We start from the raw sequence: 18,696 nt of genomic DNA, 5'->3' as shown, positions 1-18,696 counted from the left end.
TCCTAATCTGCTCGCAGCGCTTCCATGGGATCGACGGCAGCGGCGCGGCGCGCGGGGATCCACGCGGCGATGAGCGCGACGATCGCCATCAATAAAGGAACAAGGCAGAACGTCATGGGATCGAGCGCGCTTACTTCAAATAGAAAGCTGTGCAGTGTGCGGCTCAGCGCCAGGGCGCTTGCAAGTCCGATGGCGCAACCGGCAGCAGCGAGAATGAGACTCTGCCGCACCACGCTCAGCACAATCTGCCAACGCTGTGCGCCCAATGCCAGCCGCAGCCCGATCTCGCGAGTCCGCCAGCTCACGATGTACGAGATAAGGCTGTATACGCCCACTGCGCCGATGATAATGGCGAGTGCTCCAAATCCGAGCAGCAGCACGGCCAGCGCCCGTGGCGCCGCCACCGAGGTTGAAACCAGGTCGTCCAGCGTGCGAACCCGCGTGACAGGCACCAGCGAGTCGATGCCTGCCACCGCGCCGCGCAAGCCGGATGCCGCCTCGGCAGCGCTGCTGCGCGTACGCAACACGGCAAACATCACCGGCTGCGCCCGCTCCGTGGTCATGGGCAGATAAACCTCGTCGCGGAATCCCTCCTCCAGGCTTCCCTCCCGCGCATTGCGAACTACGCCTACCACGATCGACGCCTTCTCCTGACTCCACACCGCAGGCGTTGGTTCGTCCACAACATCCTCCAGGTGTTTGCCGATCGGATCCTGGTTGGGCCACAGGTGTTGCGCGATGTGCTCGTTCACCACCACCGCGTGCGTGGTTCCCGCCGAGTCCTCGGCATCGAGCAGCCGCCCGCGCACCAGGTGCAGGTTTAGTGTGCTGAAATAGCCTGGCGAAATGATGCGCCCTGTAGCGAGCCGCGCGCCTTCTCGAGCATCGCGTGGATGATTCTCCGCGTCGTACACATAGTTATCCTCGCGTCCAGTCATGGGAAGCGAGTCGACGAAGGTAGCACCTTCCACACCGGGAATGCTCTGCATGCGATCGAGCATGGCCGTGAAGAACGATGCGCAGCGTCCTTTCTGCTGGCAGGCTGAAGCGTCGAGAGAAACCTCGGCCGTCACAGTGTGGTCCGTCCGAAATCCCGGATCGACCTGCGTCAGGCGGTAGAGGCTGTGCAGCACCAGCCCGGCCGCCGTGATCACCAGCACTGTGAGCCCGATCTGCGCCACAACCAATAGCATGGAAATCCCAAACCGTGAGCCGCTCCCCAGCAAGGCTCTCCCACCAACTCGCAGCGTACCCAGCAGGTTCATCGACGCCATCTTGATCGACGGAATCAGTCCGAAGATCAGCCCCGCCACGATCGACGCGCACAGCGTGAAGATCACGTCCCCAGCATGCAGCGAGACATCCTGAATGCGCGGTGTATCCGCTGGCAGCAGGTGCACAAACAGGCGCAGGCTCGCGAAGCCCGCACCCATCCCGACGATGCCGGCCGTCACTCCAATCACCACGCTCTCTGAAAGAAGCTGCTGAATGAGCCGTCTCCCCGAAGCTCCCATTGCGCTGCGCACTGCAAGCTCGCGCTCCCGTACCATTGCCCGGGCAAGCGTAAGGTTTGCGACATTCGCACATGCGATCAGCAGAATCAGGCCCACCGCACCGAACAGTAGCAGGAGTCGCGGCCGCATCGACCCGGTCTGTGATTCAAGAAGCGGCACGGCTGTCATATCCGAAGCCCAGATGTCCGGCATCCGGAAGGGAAATATCGGCAGCAGCACTGTATGCAGTCTGCGCAACTCGGCTTGCGCCTGCGCCGGAGTAGCCCCGTCAGCCAGCCGTCCAAATCCCCGCAGATCAAAGACGCTCCACGGATCGAACACGTCACTGCCGCGAAACGACACTGGAATCACAAACTGCGTGTCCGCGTAAGGAAAGTGAACGCCCGCCGGCATTACTCCGATAATCCGCCTCGAAATGCCGTCGATCCGCATCTCGCGTCCAATCGCCGATGTGTCGCCGCCAAAATGCTGCCGCCAGTACCCATAGCTGAGCACCACATCGTGATCCTGTCCCTCAAACGCATCACCAGCCGAAAAGAAACTGCCCAGTTCGGGATGAATCCCCAGCGTGTCGAGAGCATTCACCGTCACCTTTGCACCAAACACGCGATCCGGCACATCCGATTCCGAGATGTTCGATTCGGCATCCGGTCCATATCCCGCAACCGATTTCAGCGCCGTCGCATGCGAACCCAGTTCGCGAATCCAGCCCTTGGGAAACGTCGGCGAGTTCGTTCCTACAATGCGCACGAGCCGGTCCTGGTGCGCATAGGGAAGCGGTTGCAGAAGGATTGAGTCAATCAGCGTGTAGATTACGGTATTGGCGCCGATCCCCAGCGCCAGTGTAAGCACCGCTGTAATGGTGAAGCCCGGTGCGCGCCGCATCTGTCGCATGGCAAACCGCGCATCCTGCATAATGCTCTCGACCAGCGGTAACGTTGCGCGATCGCGATACGCCTGGCGGGTCTGCTCCGCACCGCGAAGACGAAGCATCGCCTGGCGCCGCGCTTCCTCACGGCTCACCCCCTCGCGTGTAGCTGCGTCAACGTCCATCGCAATGTGGCTCTCGAGCTCCGCATCAAATTCCACTGCCTTGCTGCGAACAAAGACGCCGCGCAGTCTTAACAGAAGTGCTCGCAGCTGTTTCAAGACAATTCCTCCTATTCGGTACGCAGTGCCTGCATGGGATCGATTGAAGCGGCCCGGCGCGCCGGAATCCAGCAGGCAATCAACGCAATCGCAGCAAGTACGATCGGCACAGTAATAAATGTCAGCGAGTCGTGCGGCTGAACGCCGTAGAGAAAGCCGGTAGCCAGTTTCGACAGCATCCAGGCAGCAGGCCAGCCAAACGCCATGGCAATCACGGTAAGCACCATACCCTGCCGAACCACCAGCCGCTCTACAACACCGGGACGCGCACCCAGGGCCATGCGAATGCCGATCTCGCGCGTCCGGCGGCTGACGGCGTAGCTCATCACCCCGTAGAGCCCAACAGAAGCCAGCACAAGTCCTATGCAGCCGAAGACGCCAAAGAGAGTGGCGGCGAGACGCGGCAACAGGTAGGCTGTGCGCACATGCTCTTCCATGGTCTCTTCGTTGTAGATCGCGATACTGGGATCGAGCGCAAAGACCTGCCGGCGCACCGGTTCGGCAAGCGCGGCAGGATTTCCGCGCGTGTGAACCACAAGCGTATAGCCCATGAGAGAAGGATCATCCGTGATGCTCTGGTCGAGTGAGCGATAGAGAAGCGGTCGCGTGTCTTCGCCGATCGTACGCGACTTTGCATTGCCGACTACGCCGACTATTTCGTAGGTCCAATGGCCGCCGTTCACGTGCTGGCCAATCGGATTCTCGCCAGGAAACAGCTTGTCGACGAATGCCTTGTTCACGATGGCGACTCTCGGACTATCGGCGGTGTCACTGCCAAAGTCGCGGCCAGCCAGTCGCGGCGTTCCCAGCGCATCGAAGTAGCCGGGCGTAGTCATGTAGAGTTCGGCGTTTGCGAAGTTAGCATCCTTACCGGCGTGACCCGCAACCGTAAAACCATCACTGCGGTTCCCACCGGAGAGAAGCGCAACATCCGTCGTTACCGCGGAATCGACCCCCGGCAAAGCCGCAACGCGGCGTCGAAGTGCGGCGAGAAATTGGCTGATCTGTGGGGTCGAATAGCCGTTAAGACGCGGATCGACCGAGAGTAGCAGCAGTCCTTGTGGATGGAAACCGATGTCAATGTTTACCGCACTCTGCAGGCTGCGCAGAAACAGTCCAGTAACCAACAGCAGCACAAGAGACATCGCAACCTGTGTTACGACCAGAATGTTCCGCAAGCTGAGTCGCCGGCCCGGGCGCGTGAGAGCCTCTTCGCCTTTCAGCGCATTGGCCAGCGCGGGTCGAGCGGCCGCCCAGGCGGGAGCCAGACCCAGCAGAACCCCGCAGCAGAAGCTGATCGCGAAGGTGTACACCAACGTCCGCCAATCGACAGCAACGTGCAGATCGAGAGGCACAGGTGCAGAAAGACGAAGGGCAGAGAGCGATTGCGTAGAAACAAACGAGAAGAGCGCGCCAAGTACCCCGCCCGCCAGCCCAATCAACGTACTTTCGATCAGCAGTTGCCCCCGCAGCCGCGCACGCGTTGCGCCCAGTGCAATACGCACCGCCATTTCGCGTTGACGTGCTGAGGCCTGCGCAAAAAACAGATTCGCCACATTTGCGCCTGCAATCGCGAGCAGCAGAAGAACAACAATCGACAGCGCTGCAAGAAATGTGAGAGCGGCGGTTCTTTCCCGCGGTGGCAATGAACCCGCTTGCTCCAAGACGAAGGCGTTGCCCTTATCGGTCTTGGGATAGGCAAGAGCGAACCGCTTTGCCAGCGTGTCCAGCTCCGCCGCGGCTTGCGTGCGAGAGATGCCCGGCTTCAGGCGTGCAACCACCGCCAGCCAGTGAAACTCGCGCGAGTCCGCCGGCGGCAGGTTGGGCACAAGCTCTGCCGCGATGCCAAGCGGAACCCAGAATTGCGTGTCGAGAATCTGGTCGACGCTATGAAACGATGCCGGTGCAATGCCGACAACCGTGAAGGACCGTCCCGACAACGTAATGGTCTTACCGATGATCTGGTGATCGCTCGCAAAGCGCCGTTGCCATAGCCGCGCGCTGATTACGACTGCGGGCTGCTTATCCTCGCCGCTCGAAAAGCCCCGCCCCAGCACCATTGGGAGTTCAAGCACATCGAAGAAATTCGATGAGACCCCTTGTCCCCAGACGCGCTCGGGCTCACTGCCCCCGCTTAGAGACGCGGGAATCAGCTCATAGTATGCGGCAACACCTGAGAACGATTTCGCCTGGTCCTGAACATCATGGTAGATCGGAAGCGGAAAGGAATTGCAGCACTGCTCGCCTCGCTCCGCGATATGGAGAGCCAGCAGGGCCGACGGATCGCCTACCGGCGCTGGACGAAGAACGAATCGGCTCACCATGGAGAAGATGGTGGCGTTGGCCCCAATTCCAAGACCGATAGAAAGAACCGCAATCGCAGTCACAGCCGGGTGCTTGGCAAGCGTGCGGACAGCATAGCGAATATCGCGCGCAAGGCTCTCAAGCATCGGCAGCGTGCGGCGGTCGCGGCGCGACTGACGCACCTGCTCTGCGCCGCCGAGTTGAATGAGCGCACGACGACGTGCTTCGGCGGGGCTAAGTCCGGAACGAACGCCATCTTCCACGTGCATCGCGATATGGGCCTCGAGTTCATCAGAAAACTCGTGATCGCCACGCTCGGAATAGACCAGGCCGGCAATGCGTTTCCAAATTGCTCGAAGCTTTCGCATTTGTTCTCCTATTCGGTACGTAGTGCCTGCATCGGATCGATTGATGCGGCCCGGCGCGCCGGAAACAACGCGGCAATCAGGCCGCACACCAGCAGCAACAGAGAAATAGAGATTACCGTCAGCGGATCGTGATCGCTGACGCCGAAGAGAAACGATTTGAGCAGACGTGTCGAGGCCCATGCGCCTGCCAGTCCGGTAACCAGGCCTGCGCCAACCAGGAACGCAGCGTTCCTTAGAATCAGTAACAACACGTCCACTCGCTCGGCTCCGAGCGCCATGCGGATGCCCACTTCGCGCGTGCGGCGATTCACCGAGAAGGCCATCAGTCCGTAAAGGCCTACCAGCGCCAGGAACAACGCGATCACCGCGAATGCCGTGAGCAGCGACGTCTGGAATCGTCGCCTCGCACTCGCGATCGAGACCAGGTCACCCATCGTTTGAATATCCGAGAACGCAACGTCGGGATCGCTCGTCTTCAATGCCAGGCGAATCTCATTGGCCATCGCCGAGGGTTGAAGAGACGACCGAACGGCCAGCGAACGTTCGCGCGGATCGTATGTCGGAGCGTAGATCTGCGGCTGCGGATCTTCTTCGAGGCTTGTGTGCCGTACGTCGGCAACAACGCCAATCACCGTGCTCCGCTGTACCCGCGTTTCATCCCCGCTGATCTGCCCGCCGATCGGATCGCGATTGGCGAAATAAGTCCGCGCAAACTGCTCGTTGATGATGACGGGATGTGCTGGACCGGTATCATCGCTTTCTGTGAAGTATCGTCCTGCAAGGAGAGGGATCTGCATTGCGTCAAAATACTTGGGTGTGATCGATCGCGATTCCACTACCTGGTCTTTCTGGTTGGCAAAGCCATCCACCCAAAAGGTTCCAAGGCTTTCGCTTTTGGCCAAAGGCAGGTCGCTGACCGGGCCGGCCGCAATTACTCCCGGAAGATTGCTGATCTTTGCGATCAGCCCCCTGAAGTATGCAGTGCGGCTCGTCTGTGGCTGGCCGTCGTCGTTGCCGAGCGAGAGGTTCATGGTCAAGGTCGACTGCGAAAAGCCCGTATCCACCGAGATGACATTGATGTAGCTGCGCATCAGCAGGCCGGCGCCTGCCAGCAGCATAACCACCATAGCGGTTTGCGCGACGATCAACGCGCTCTGCAAACGGCTGTGTCCCGCTGCTCTTCCGGGTGCGTTGTTCGATTTCAGAAAGTCCGTAAGTTGCATGCGCGAAGCGCTCGCAGCAGGCGACAGGCCGGCAATCATGCTTGTCAGCAGCGACGCTAGGATTGCAACCAGCAGCACACGCCCGTCGAGAGACGCTTCATTGAGCCGCGGAATGTTGCCGGGATCAAGATGCGGCAGCAACCGTAGAAAGAGAAGCGCAAGTATCATCCCGACCCCGCAACCGCCGATGCCGATCAGCATCGATTCGGTTAGCAGCTGGCGAACCATTCGGTTGCGGCCCGCCCCCAGAGCAGCGCGCACGCCCAGTTCGCGGGCCCGCTCGGCCGCACGCGCCAGCAGCAGGTTGGCTGCGTTTCCGCAGCTGATCAGAAGCACGAGGGCTACGGCACCCAGAAGCAGATTCATCAGCGGACGCACTGGTCCGATGGAAAGGCCAGTGAAGCTCTTCACGAGCGCACCCCAATCGCCGAATTGGGTGGGATATAAGCGGTCGAAACGAGCCATCATCGTGCCAAATTCAGATTGCGCCCGCTCGAGGGATACGCCTGCGCGCAGCCGCGCGACGACCACATTGTCATCGATGCCACGATCTGCCTTCTCTTTGGACGTCAAAGCAAGTGGCACCCAGATTCGTGTGGAAAGAATGTGCGGGTTTCCGTATGGCAGATCCGAGTTGAACGGGTACTCAAACCCGCGCGGCATCACGCCGATAACCTGATAGCTTGCGCCGTTGATTTCGAGCGTGCGCTTCAGCACGTCGGGATTCGTCCCGAACATCGATTTCCAGAGCGAATGGCTGATAACCGCAACGTGGGAATGGCTCGGCTGATTGTCGTCTGCGTTGATCGTTCGACCCAGTTCCGGCGTGGATTGAAGCGTTGAAAAGAAGCTTTCGTCTACGCGTGCTGCTCCGATGGGCTGCGTCGATCCCTGGGTGGTGAGCTTGAAAAGCGCCTGCTCGTAGGCCGTCATATCTGCGAACGACTTGCTCTCGCGTTTGATTTCGTAGAAGTCACCATAGCCCGGGCAGATCACCTCCGGCGGTACCTTCCAATTCGGATTCGGCGTAAACAGGTAGACAAGCCGCTGGGGATCTCCATAAGGCAGCGACCGGATGAGCACCGCATTCACGAGACTGAAGATCGCTGTGCACGCTCCAATGCCGAGCCCCAGCGTAAGCACAGCCGTCACCGTGAAGCCTGGGGCTCGATGCAGTGTGCGCACGCCGTAGCGAAGATCCTGCCAGAAGTTTTCGATCCACAAAAAACCGCGCCGCTCGCGATAAGCCTGGCGTGTCTGCTCTGCGCCGCCCAGGTGCAACAGCGCCCTACGCCGCGCCTCCCCCGCATAGAGACCCGCCTTGATGCCGGCTTCCGTATCCATCGCAACGTGCGCTTCGAGTTCCGCATCGAACTCCCGTGCGCCCTTGGCGCGGAGCAGCGTGGCGCTTAGACGATGCCAGAATGCACGAATTCTCGCTCGCGTAGTTGTCATGCGCTCTCCGCTACGCTCCTTCAGCGGGGGTTAGAAACCGGGAGAGAATCTCAGTCGTCTGCTCCCACTCCGCAGCAGCCTTCCGCACCTGTTTGTGACCGGCCTTGGTGAGCTCGTAAAACTTTGCTTTGCGATTGTTATCTGAGGTTCCCCACTCAGACCGCACATATCCCTCCTGCTCTAGTTTCAGGAGTGCCGGATACAGCGTTCCGTAATTCAATTGCAGCAGATCGCCGCTGGTCTGCTCGATGCGCCGCGCCAGCCCATAACCATGCTGTGGGCCCATCGTCTGCAGCGTCTTCAAAATCATCAGGGCCAGCGTGCCCTGCCATACATCGGTCTTGTCGCCCATCCCGTGCTCCTCTGGTCAAGCAATAGGAGCACTGTACGCCCGTTTCTATGGGAATGCAATAGGAGGGTGCGGCCATTTCCTTCCAACTCGGGCGTGAATCTCGCCGATTCTGCATGTTAGGCTGGCCGAAGATTCTCGTGGAGGCCCGGAACGATGATTAGACCGATGACTAGAGCGATCAATCGGCGTGTTGTCACACTTGTTGCAATCACCATGGCGGCGCTGCCGGCGATGGGGCAGACTGCCCCATCAAGCCTGGCAGCATCTGCCGAGCAGCGACTGCCGGCGCTTACAGAGACCTACAAACACTTCCATCGCAATCCCGAACTCTCGCACCATGAAGAAAAGACATCGGCATTGTTTGCGGGCGAACTTCGCAAACTGGGCTACACCGTCACCGAGCGCGTAGGGAAGTACCCCGATGGTTCACAGGCCTATGGCGTGGTGGCCATGCTGCAGAACGGCACAGGTCCTCGTCTGCTGATCCGCACGGATATGGATGCGTTGCCGGTTGTAGAGCAGACCGGGCTTGATTACGCATCGATAGTGCGATCGACCAATGCGCAGGGTCAGGACGTTGGCGTCATGCATGCATGCGGTCACGACATCCACATGACTGTGATGCTAGGCGTGGCGCGAGAAATGATGGAGCGCAAGAGCCAATGGCATGGAGCGCTGATGCTGATCGGGCAGCCCTCGGAAGAAACCATCGATGGCGCGCGGGCAATGCTGGCTGACGGGTTGTATGAGCGCTTTGGGCGGCCGGATTTTGTGCTTGCTGAACATGACGACTCAGTCCATGCCGCCGGAAACGTCGCTTTCAAGAGCGGGCCGATGCTCGCCAGCTCAACCAGCATCGACGTAACCATGCGCGGTGTTGGAGCGCACGGTTCCGCACCCCAACTGAGCAAGGACCCCGTGTTGATGGCAGCGGAGTTTGTTGTGCTCGCACAAAGTATCGTCGCCCGCCAGATCGATCCGCAGCAGCCTGCAGTGCTTACTGTGGGTATGATTCATGGCGGTGCAAAGCGCAACATCATTCCTGATGAAGTCGCGATGGGTCTTACGCTGCGGACCTATTCCGATAAGGTTCGAGATCAGATCATTATCGACGTCCGCCGCACCGCCGAGGGCATCGCTACAGGCTATGGCGTTCCTCAGGACCGGATGCCGGTGGTGACGGTGAGCCGGACCGAGATTGCGCCCGTCGAATCCAATGATCCCGCGTTGACCGAGCGCATGCGCAAAGTCGCGATAGGTGCGCTCGGCGCAGATCATGTCGATGCTGCAGATTCGGTGATGGGCTCGGAGGATGTCGGATTGTTTTCGCTCGATGGAAAGATTCCAGCAATGATGTTCCGGCTTGGCGCGGCCGATCCGGTCAAACTGGCACGCGCGATTGAAACCGGTGTGCCACTGCCGGCCCAGCACTCCTCGCTGTTTGCGCCAGCTTACGCGCCGACCATCAAAACCGGCGTCACCGCGATGACCGCCATGGCGCTCGACCTGCTGAAGGAATAATCTTCGGCGCCGCAGTTGCCTATTTCGCCGGATCCGCCAGTGCTCCATACACGACCTGCCGGCTACCGTATTCAAGCGGCGGGCTCGCCGGCCCAAGCATCCGCTGGATCATGCCAACAAAAACAATGTCATTCGTGGGATCGACCCAGAACCACGTGCCGGCCGCGCCGTCCCACTGGTATGTCCCTTTGCCGTCGGGCAGGTTTGCTTCTGCGGGATTAAACTCGACCGCGCCATTGTACCCGTATCCAAAGCCGGGCCGCATCATTGCAGCGCCGATGCCGAATCTGCCATTCAGCAACTCCACCGGCACATGGTTCGTGGTCATCATCTTCACCGTTGCCGGCGCAATGATCCGTTTGCCATCCAGTTCGCCTTCATTCAATAGCATGCTCGCAAAGCGGAAGTAATCTTCAGCCGTGGAAACCATGCCGCCGCCGCCCGAGGGCATGGGTGGCTGCACATCGTAGTCCCCAGTCCGCCGGCTCGCGCTCGAATCGGCAACCAGTTCTCCATTGGGACCGGTGCGATAGAGCACTGTAAATCGTCCGCGTTTGTCTGCAGGAACAAAGAAGCCTGCATCGCGCATGCCCAGCGGGGCAAAGATGTTTTCGCGGAAAAAATCGGGCAAGGATTTGCCCGAGAGCTTCTCGACAATGTATCCCTCGACATCCATCGACATGCTGTAGGTCCAGCCCTGCCCCGGCTGATAGAGCAGCGGAATCTTCGCCAGCTTCTCGATGAACGCTTGCAGGTTTGCAGAGCCCAGCAGGTTTGCATCGCGGTACATCTTGTCCACCGGCGTATCGCCAAAGAAGCCATACGTGAATCCGGCCGTGTGGCTCATCAGTTCCCGCATCGTCGGCTGATGATCGGGATCCGTGAGGATCACATTCCCTGCGGAGTCCACTCCTTTGTAGACCTTGAGGTGTGCGAACTCCGGAATGAACTTCGCGATCGGGTCGCTCGGCAGCCACTTGCCCTGCTGGTACAGGATCATCATGGCCACGCCGGTTACGGGCTTCGTCATCGAAAAGTCGCGAAAGATCACGTCCTTCGTCATCGGCGCTGCGGCGGCCATATCGCGATATCCGTAAACACTGTAATCGACGACTTTGCCGTGCCGCGCCAGGATCGTCACAATGCCCGCGACCTGTTTCTGATCGACGGCCTGCTGCATGAACTGGTGCAGGCGCTCCAGCCCTTCCGGCGAGAAACCAACTCTTTCAGGCTTCACCACAGTCATATCGAAAGCGGGGCGCGCAGTGGGCTCTGCACTCTGTTGCGCCTGGGCCACGCCCGCACTCATGCTGACGGCTACCAATGCGGAAAGGGCAACCGCGCGAAGTGCGGCAGAAGGAATATGTCTCATGGATCCTCCCGGGATACGCGCATCTTGATGCGTCGCCGCAGAACATAACTGTGTGCGGCATCATGGATGCGGGTGGGATTGCCTGTCCTTTATAGCAGAATGTCGCGGGGCCCTGTAAAATCTGGCCACTTGAATCGCGCTAGTAGATCAGTTTCAGCGAGAACTGAATCTGCCGCGAATTCCCCGCTGTCTTGCTGATTTCGCCGAACCCCGATCCGGTAATCACATTCGCCGGCGTGCCCATCGTCACAATATTGAAGAGGTTGAAGAACTCCGCGCGAAATTGCAGTGCCATTCGTTCCGCTCCGTTGCTACTGGTCCTTAACGGCGTGTCCTTGATGAGCGCAAAGTCGAAGTTGTAAAACGCAGGACCGCGAAACGTATTCCGCCCCAGTGTCCCGAAGACACCTTGGTTCGGTCCCGTGCCCCCGGCCACGTGAATCGGAATCGAAAAGAAATCCGCTGCGTTGTTCGCACCTTCTCCGAAGTAGTCCTGCCGGTCCTTGCGCGCCGTCGAAAGTTTCGGCTTCGCAATCTGATCCGGCCGGTCGACGCCGTTCGATCCCACTCCCGTCTGCTGAATTCCCGAATACACAGTGAACGGCGATCCCGAGCTGATGCTCGAAATACTCAACAATTCCCATCCATCCGTAGCTTTCCGGCTGATCGCGCTCAGAAATCCCGCGCTCTCCAAATGCAAATCCTGCGCCAGGCTCAACCCAAAGCCGTGCGTCACATCGAAAGACGACGGCCCCTTCTCCGCGTGCGTATCAAACGGGTTTTGCGGGAACGGAATGGACACGGAGCCCGTGCCTCCCGTGCCCCCTACCACCTGGCTCGCGTCGTCGATCGCTTTGCTCCACGTATAACTCGCCTGGATACCCGGCCCTCCGTGGCCAACTGTCCCCGAGAGCGACGTCTGCAGCGCGTGATACGTCGAGTGCGCTGTGGCGGTGATCACATTCATCACCCCGAATCCCCCGATCACATCGCCCGCGCTGTCGAATTGTGTATAAGGCGCAAATGCCGGATCGGCTCCCGGGTATCCATTGGGATAGCTGATCTGCGGCAGTTTCTCCGTATCCGTTCCCACGTAGCTCGCATCGGCCGTCAGGTTGCCAAACCTGCGCTCCACCCCTGCCGTCCACGTAAACAAAGTCGCATTATCAAACGCGCGATCGATCCCGCTCAGGTTCAGCGCGCTCACCACACCGTTGGGCGTCAGCGCCGCGACATCTTTCTCATACCGGTCCACATCCATGATGGTGTTCGGTGCCACCGTCGTGCTTTTGCCAGATGCAAATATATCCACGCCGGAAGGCGTATACGTGCGCGGAAGCTGCGACGGCGTCAATTGAAAACCGTAATGGATCGGCGCACTCGAAGCCGACAGCAGGCGCGGATAAATCACAAACGGCGTCGACCCGGTAAGAAAATTGTCCTGCCAGATATTCGGCTGAATCGTCATCATTGAGCCGCCCGCGTGTGCCGAAATCTTGCTCGTCACCTGCCACGACCCCTGCACGCGCGGCTCAAACGCGTGATAGTCCGTCGCGTACCCCGGCTGCGGATTGATCACATACTGCATCGTGCCGTCGATCGCGACAAATCCGCCCGTGCGCCGCGCCCGCTCCGTGATCGGCGTGTACAGATCCCACCTGACGCCGTAATCCAGCGTGAACCGCGGCGTCACCTTCCACGTATCCTGCACCCACGCGCTGAAGTTGTTTCTGCTGATCGCCGCGGGACCGATATGCTCGCCGTTCGAAAAATACGGCGGCGCAATCGCAACCGTATAAACAAACGGGCTGCCCGTCAGAAAACTCGAAAGCGTATCCGGCAGCGGGTCGCCCGGATCTAAGTTGTGATTCCCGCTCGCCGAGGCAATCGCATCGATCGCGTACGCTTTGCCGCCGCCAAAATCATATTCGCCATTCGCGCTGGTTCCAAAGTACGTCGTATCCCGATTGATGCGCGCTTCAAACCCCGCGCGCATGGCATGCCTTCCACGCGTGTACGCCACGGTCTGCCGCCCCTGAAACAGGTTGCCGTACGCCTGCATCACCGAACCCGCCGCTCCGTTGAACGCCTCGAAGAGCCCGTCGTTGAACTTCACTGCGGGGTCCGTATGGTCCGGCGTCGGAAACCCCGGCGTCGTCCGCGTAATGCTGATCAGCGACTCCAGAGCCAGCCGCGGAGAAATCGTCCGCGTATACATGCCCACCACGTTGCGCTGGTGATCGATGTACTGCACTCCGAATGCCGGATCGATCGCCGTCTGGTCAGGATTCGTCGTCGGACCCGTCAGATCGTCCAGGTTGAACCGCGCGAGGAATTGATCCTTTGCTGAAAACCTGTGATCGATCCGCAGCGAAAACTGGTTCGCATTCGTCACCACCTTCGACGCCGTTGCGTACGTATTGGCCCCGTACGGCCCGGTCGCCAGGTTTGGCAGCGGATAGCGCGCCAGAATCGCGGCAATCGCCGGGTCCACCGGAACCGACAGCGTATCCGTGCTTCCATCGGGAAACGTAACCGTGTCGTTCACGATATTGCTGCCCGCCGTCGGCCGTTGCGCCGCCGAAGGAACCGGCATCACCTGCGTCGTCCCCAGCACCTGCCGAAATCCCTGGTACTGCGTGAAATAGAAGGTCCGCTTGCGTCCGTCATACACATGCGGAATGTAAACCGGTCCGCCATTCGTAAAGCCGAACTCGTTGCGACGGAACGGCGGAATGCGCCCCGGATATGCCGGCGTCGGATTGTCAAAGTAGTTGCGTGCGTCGAACGCCGAGTTGCGCACAAACTCGAAGAACGATCCATGAAATCCGCTTGCACCCGAGCGTGTGTGGATGTTGGTAAACCCCGCCGCGCCGCGCCCGATCTCCGCAGGCAACCACCCCGAACTCGAATCGATGCTCTCTACCGCATCCACGTTGAAGTTTGAAAACGTCGCCCCGCCCATCTCCGGATCGCTCACATCCGAGCCGTCCATCGCAAACGTGGCTTCCACGCCCCGCTGTCCGTTGATAGCGAATTGCGCCGTAAAGTTCGTGGCCCCGTTGGCGTCCGTCATCGTCCCGGCCGCCAGCAGCAGCAGCGTGCTGAAGTCCCGCTTGTTCAGCGGCAGCTCACTTACCGCCTGGCTCGAGAGCTCCTCGCCGCCCGTGCCCGCCTGCTCCTTGTTTTGGAGCCTGGCCACTGTAAGCTCGCCACGGCTCGACAGCGTAATCAGCGCCTCGGGAGTATTGGCAGTCAGGTCCACCGGCTGCGGACACTCCACGATGCTGCCCTTCGCGGCAACTGTCAGGTGATAGTTGCCCGTGGGCAACAGCGGCAGAAGGAATCGTCCGTCTGCCCCTGTGCGACCCTCAGCCTTGCTCTCGTCCGACGCCAGCTTCACGCGCGCATCGGCAATCGGCGCCCCGCCTGCATTGCGCAGCACCCCGCTCCATGCAGCCTGCGCCGCGGTTGGTCCTGCCGTCTGCGCGGCCGCTTCACGCGCTGCAATGCTCGGCCCGATAAGAGCGATAAGAGCGAAAGAGCAAAAGAACTTCAGCGTTGCGCCCCGGCTTCCGCGGGCGACTCGGTACGACGTGTTTGGCTTCACTGATCTACCCTGGAAAATCATACGTTCCGCAGGGTTATCCGTTCCGGATATCCCCTGCGGAAACTCGCAAGAATTATATCTTTAAAATCGTTGCTAAAACCTTTTTGTAGAGGGTCCGGGCCATTTCATGCCAGAATGGTCCCCGCATTGAATGCAGGCTGGCTATCGGGAATCTGCGCCGGGTTAACGATGTCCGCGCCAGCCCTAACTTCCAGTCCCGTAGGGACGTCCGAGAATAGCCGAGGGTGAAACCCTGGGATTGCGTCCTCGCAATCGACCCTTCTGCCCTGTAGGGCCGGGTCGAAACCACAATTGGCGGTGTCACTCTCAGGGAACGGGATCCCCAAGCGGATTTCGGTTTGGGGGTGGTGAGCGAAGAATCTGCTTTTGCCTTTTGCCAGCCGAAACCTTAACCTCGCCACACTAGGCAGGCACAATCCTCACCGTTGCCGAGCGCGCCCCCCTCGCGATCATCGGGTTCAGATATGCGCTGCCACGATACTTCGCACGATAAGCCTCGTCGATTTGATCGTTGACGCCGTCATCGTCTACCGCCTCAAACGCTACCTCCTTCGTCATCCCCGCTGCAATAATCCGTCCCGCCTTCTGCCGAACGGCCGCCTTGTACCATCGCGATTGTTGCCCGTTGTATCCACGAACGTAGAGCGCGTCACCCGCCGCGACCGACCAGATCCACGTCGGTGTACCGTAAGTCTTGCCGTCTTCGCCGAAGGGCGCGATGTGCAGATCATCAGCCTTTGCGATTTTGTTCAATTCCGCTTTGATCCATCCACTCATAGGTTCTTCTCCCATTACGTCAGCTGCACGCATTCGTCGGGGTTAGTAGTGCTCCCAAGCTACAGACCAGTGTTCATCGGGCCGCGCCGGCCGGATAATCAACTTCCCATCCGCGGTGAAGTGGTAAACGCGAGGCAGGTCCTTTCCCGACAGCATTTCCCCCGTAACCGATCCCTGCACGTGATGAGTCAGCATGTGCGTCGCTTCATCGATGTCGTAGCTCCCGAAGGATGCCTCGTACCCATCCCGCACATATTCGCTCGATGGAACGTTTGCCGACTTCGGATACATCAGTTGCACCGACATATGCCCATCACGCGTGTAGATCAGCATGCCTTTCGGCTGAGGGATCGTACTTTCCTTCCCATCCGGACCCGGCGCATCGATGTGCCCCAAATGCCACGCGCCGATCAGCTTCTCCCGGTCTCCGTTTTGCGCCCTTGCCGTCTTCTTCGCAGATTGAGCAAGGCCCAGACCCGCAATGGCCATCACTGCACAAAATGCTCCGTAGCGCAGAATCTTCATCCCGCGTCCCTCCTGCCCGCTCCGCTCATCGCCCTACCAGTTGCTGATGGAACGGCGAATAGCGAGCGCCTTCAATCTTGATCTTTGCCGAGGCCTCCTCAAGCGTGCGCACATCGTCAGCACTCAGTTCGACATTCGCCGCGCCCAGATTCTCTTCAAGCCGAGCTAGTTTCGTCGTTCCCGGAATCGGAACGATCCATGGCTTCTTCGCCAGCAGCCATGCCAGCGCGATCTGCGCCGGAGTCGCCTTTCTTTGTGCGGCAAACGAGCTCAACAGGTCCACCAGCGCCTGGTTCGCCTTGCGATTCTCCGCGCTCAACCTCGGCACCGTGTTGCGGAAATCCGTGCTGTCAAACTTGGTCTCTGCATCGATCTTGCCCGTCAAGAATCCCTTGCCAAGCGGGCTGAATGGAACGAATCCGATCCCCAATTCTTCAAGGGTGGGCATCACCGTCTCCTCCGGCTCCCGCCAGAAAAGCGAGTACTCGCTTTGCAGCGCGGTAACGGGTTGCACTGCATGGGCGCGGCGGATCGTCTTCGCGCTCGCCTCTGACATGCCAAAGTGCTTCACCTTGCCTTCCGCAATCAGATCCTTCACCGCGCCGGCGACATCTTCGATCGGGACGTTCAGATCGACGCGATGCTGATAGTAGAGATCGATCACGTCCACTTTGAGCCGTTTCAGCGATTCCTCCGCCGCCTGCTTGATGTGTTCCGGCAGGCTATTCAGCGCGTTCCACTTGCCTCCGTCGCTTGTGTTGGCTTCCCACCCGAACTTCGTCGCAATCACAACCTTCCCGCGAAAGGGCGCGAGTGCTTCGCCCACAAGTTCCTCATTCTTCAGCGGACCATACACTTCGGCCGTGTCGAAGAAAGTCACTCCTCGTTCCACTGCGGCATGCAGCAGCGCGATCATCTCCTGCTTGTCTTTGGGCGGCCCGTATCCCGAGCTCATTCCCATGCAGCCGAACCCGATTGCCGAAACTTCCAGATTGCCTTTGCCAAGCTTTCTCATTTGCATTGTTTCCGTCCTCTGCTTCAAATTTCCTTGCCGTTAGCTCTCTTCAAAATTAGCTAAAGTGGCGATCCGGCGCTTTCCCGATCCTGCTCATTCTTTGCCTGATCCTGTCTTCAGCTTCAATTTTGTGCATGATTGACATCCTTCGGCGTTAGGCTGGAAATGGAGGGCTTGCAGCGCACGATGATGAGACTGGCTGAGAACAATGGAGACCACTACCGGTCGGCGATCGAAATGCGAAAAGGCTTGGCTCGCAGGATTGCCACGCGCGCAAAATTGGTGGGAGAGAATCCAACCGCCGTTCCCGGTCTGGCTCTCTATCGGCGCGACGAGCCGACTCCCTGCATTCATGCCACTTACGAGCCCAGCGTCTCCGTTTTCGTGCAAGGCAAAAAGTGCGTCAACCTCGGAGGAATCGAGTACCACTGCGACGAGTCATCTTTTTTGCTTTCGTCCATCGATGTTCCCGCGGTTGGCCAGATCGTCGAAGCCTCCCGGCAGGTCCCCTTGCTTTCCATGTTTCTTAGGCTCGACATGCAGACGGTGCGCGAAGTCATCAGTCGAGAGGATCTTCCTGAACCCAGGACAACCGTTCGTTCGCGCGGAATTGCCGTGGGCGAAACCACGGTCGGCCTCCTCGATGCTTGCACCCGGCTCATCGATCTTCTTGAAACACCCGAGGACATTCCATTTCTAAGCCACTTGATCCAGCGCGAAATCGTCTACCGCATTCTCCGCACCCCACAAGGCGAACGCCTCCGTGCCATCGCAACAACGGGCGATCTGAGCCACAGAACGGCAAGAGCCATCGCCTGGCTTCGGTCCAACTTCGCCAAGCCGCTGCGCATGGAGGAACTTGCGGAAGTTGCTCGCATGGGTGTTTCCACCCTTCACCACCAGTTCCGTGCGTTAACCGCCATGAGCCCGCTGCAATATCAGAAGCAGCTGCGGTTGCAGACTGCCCGGCAGCGCATGCTCATGGACCGGATTGACGCCTCCAGCGCGGCCTACGAAGTTGGCTATGAAAGTGTCAGCCAGTTCAACCGGGAGTACAGCCGCTTCTTCGGCCAGCCCCCCATGCGCGATGTCAAGTCCCTGCGAGACTCCAGGCTAGCTGCAATCGACGCAGCCTGACTCTTGATCGCCCGCTGCTCATAAGCGGCAGTGTCATTCTGGGCGAACCTTCCCCGTCATGAGCTGCTGTCATGCTGAGTGAACGAGGCCCCAAACGCCTTTCAGTTTGGGGGTGGTGAGCGAAGAGCCTGCTTCTAGTCTTGTGATTTTTCATGTCAAGTCCCCCATCCCACCATTCAGGCCTAATCTCAACAAAACAAACGGCAAATTCTGGCAATAACAACCTTGACACACATTACGATTGCAACTATTATTTTAGTTGCCGTGACAGGGCTAGCGCTTTTAATCAACGTAGTTGCCACTACCAAATGGAACAGGAGTTATCCAAATATTTTTAGCTGGCACGCTTTCAC

At 59.3% G+C, this 18,696-nt stretch carries 11 protein-coding genes; 2 read left to right on the top strand and 9 right to left on the bottom strand.

Annotated elements, in window-relative coordinates:
- Window positions 1–2: 2 nt before the first annotated feature.
- Genes VK574_RS18460 through VK574_RS18445 form a run of 4 tightly spaced genes read right to left on the bottom strand, consistent with a single transcriptional unit; the run spans window position 3 to window position 8,365 of the window.
- Window positions 3–2,663, bottom strand: a complete 2,661-nt coding sequence (locus tag VK574_RS18460; protein ID WP_472801344.1) for an ADOP family duplicated permease — start codon at window positions 2,661–2,663, stop codon at window positions 3–5.
- A gap of 11 nt (window positions 2,664–2,674) precedes the next feature.
- The gene (locus tag VK574_RS18455) at window positions 2,675–5,335 is read right to left on the bottom strand and encodes an ADOP family duplicated permease (protein ID WP_472801343.1); all 2,661 of its coding nucleotides are present in this window, start codon (window positions 5,333–5,335) and stop codon (window positions 2,675–2,677) included.
- A gap of 8 nt (window positions 5,336–5,343) precedes the next feature.
- Entirely contained in the window at window positions 5,344–8,013 is a 2,670-nt protein-coding gene (locus VK574_RS18450) for an ADOP family duplicated permease (RefSeq protein WP_472801342.1), read from the bottom strand.
- A 10-nt stretch (window positions 8,014–8,023) separates the two neighbouring features.
- Window positions 8,024–8,365 (bottom strand): PadR family transcriptional regulator, encoded by a 342-nt coding sequence (locus VK574_RS18445; RefSeq protein ID WP_472801341.1) that lies wholly within the window; start codon window positions 8,363–8,365, stop codon window positions 8,024–8,026.
- 165 nt (window positions 8,366–8,530) lie between these two features.
- On the opposite strand from VK574_RS18445, the gene VK574_RS18440 reads away from it, so the two are divergent.
- A complete protein-coding gene (locus VK574_RS18440) occupies window positions 8,531–9,886 on the top strand; it encodes an amidohydrolase (RefSeq protein ID WP_472801340.1) in 1,356 nt (451 codons plus the stop codon).
- Window positions 9,887–9,905: 19 nt separating this feature from the next.
- Here the strand turns inward: VK574_RS18440 and VK574_RS18435 are convergent, their stop codons facing one another.
- From VK574_RS18435 to VK574_RS18415, 5 genes are all read right to left on the bottom strand, one after another.
- The gene (locus VK574_RS18435; protein ID WP_472801339.1) at window positions 9,906–11,258 is read right to left on the bottom strand and encodes a serine hydrolase domain-containing protein; all 1,353 of its coding nucleotides are present in this window, start codon (window positions 11,256–11,258) and stop codon (window positions 9,906–9,908) included.
- 139 nt (window positions 11,259–11,397) lie between these two features.
- Window positions 11,398–14,868, bottom strand: a complete 3,471-nt coding sequence (locus VK574_RS18430; protein ID WP_472801338.1) for an outer membrane beta-barrel protein — start codon at window positions 14,866–14,868, stop codon at window positions 11,398–11,400.
- 423 nt (window positions 14,869–15,291) lie between these two features.
- Window positions 15,292–15,666 (bottom strand): DUF2255 family protein, encoded by a 375-nt coding sequence (locus tag VK574_RS18425; RefSeq protein ID WP_472801337.1) that lies wholly within the window; start codon window positions 15,664–15,666, stop codon window positions 15,292–15,294.
- A gap of 42 nt (window positions 15,667–15,708) precedes the next feature.
- Window positions 15,709–16,191 carry a lipocalin-like domain-containing protein gene (locus VK574_RS18420; protein WP_472801336.1) on the bottom strand — a complete coding sequence of 161 codons (483 nt, stop codon included), beginning with the start codon at window positions 16,189–16,191 and terminating at the stop codon, window positions 15,709–15,711.
- A gap of 25 nt (window positions 16,192–16,216) precedes the next feature.
- Window positions 16,217–17,212: an aldo/keto reductase gene (locus VK574_RS18415; protein ID WP_472801335.1), complete on the bottom strand. Its 996-nt coding sequence runs from the start codon at window positions 17,210–17,212 to the stop codon at window positions 16,217–16,219.
- A 180-nt stretch (window positions 17,213–17,392) separates the two neighbouring features.
- On the opposite strand from VK574_RS18415, the gene VK574_RS18410 reads away from it, so the two are divergent.
- A complete protein-coding gene (locus VK574_RS18410) occupies window positions 17,393–18,343 on the top strand; it encodes an AraC family transcriptional regulator (protein WP_472801334.1) in 951 nt (316 codons plus the stop codon).
- Window positions 18,344–18,696: the final 353 nt, after the last annotated feature.

This window comes from Occallatibacter sp., assembly GCF_035317045.1.
Classification (GTDB): domain Bacteria; phylum Acidobacteriota; class Terriglobia; order Terriglobales; family Acidobacteriaceae; genus Telmatobacter.
The sequence above is the reverse complement of the archived record's forward strand: the minus strand, read 5'-3'. Positions and strand labels throughout refer to the sequence as shown.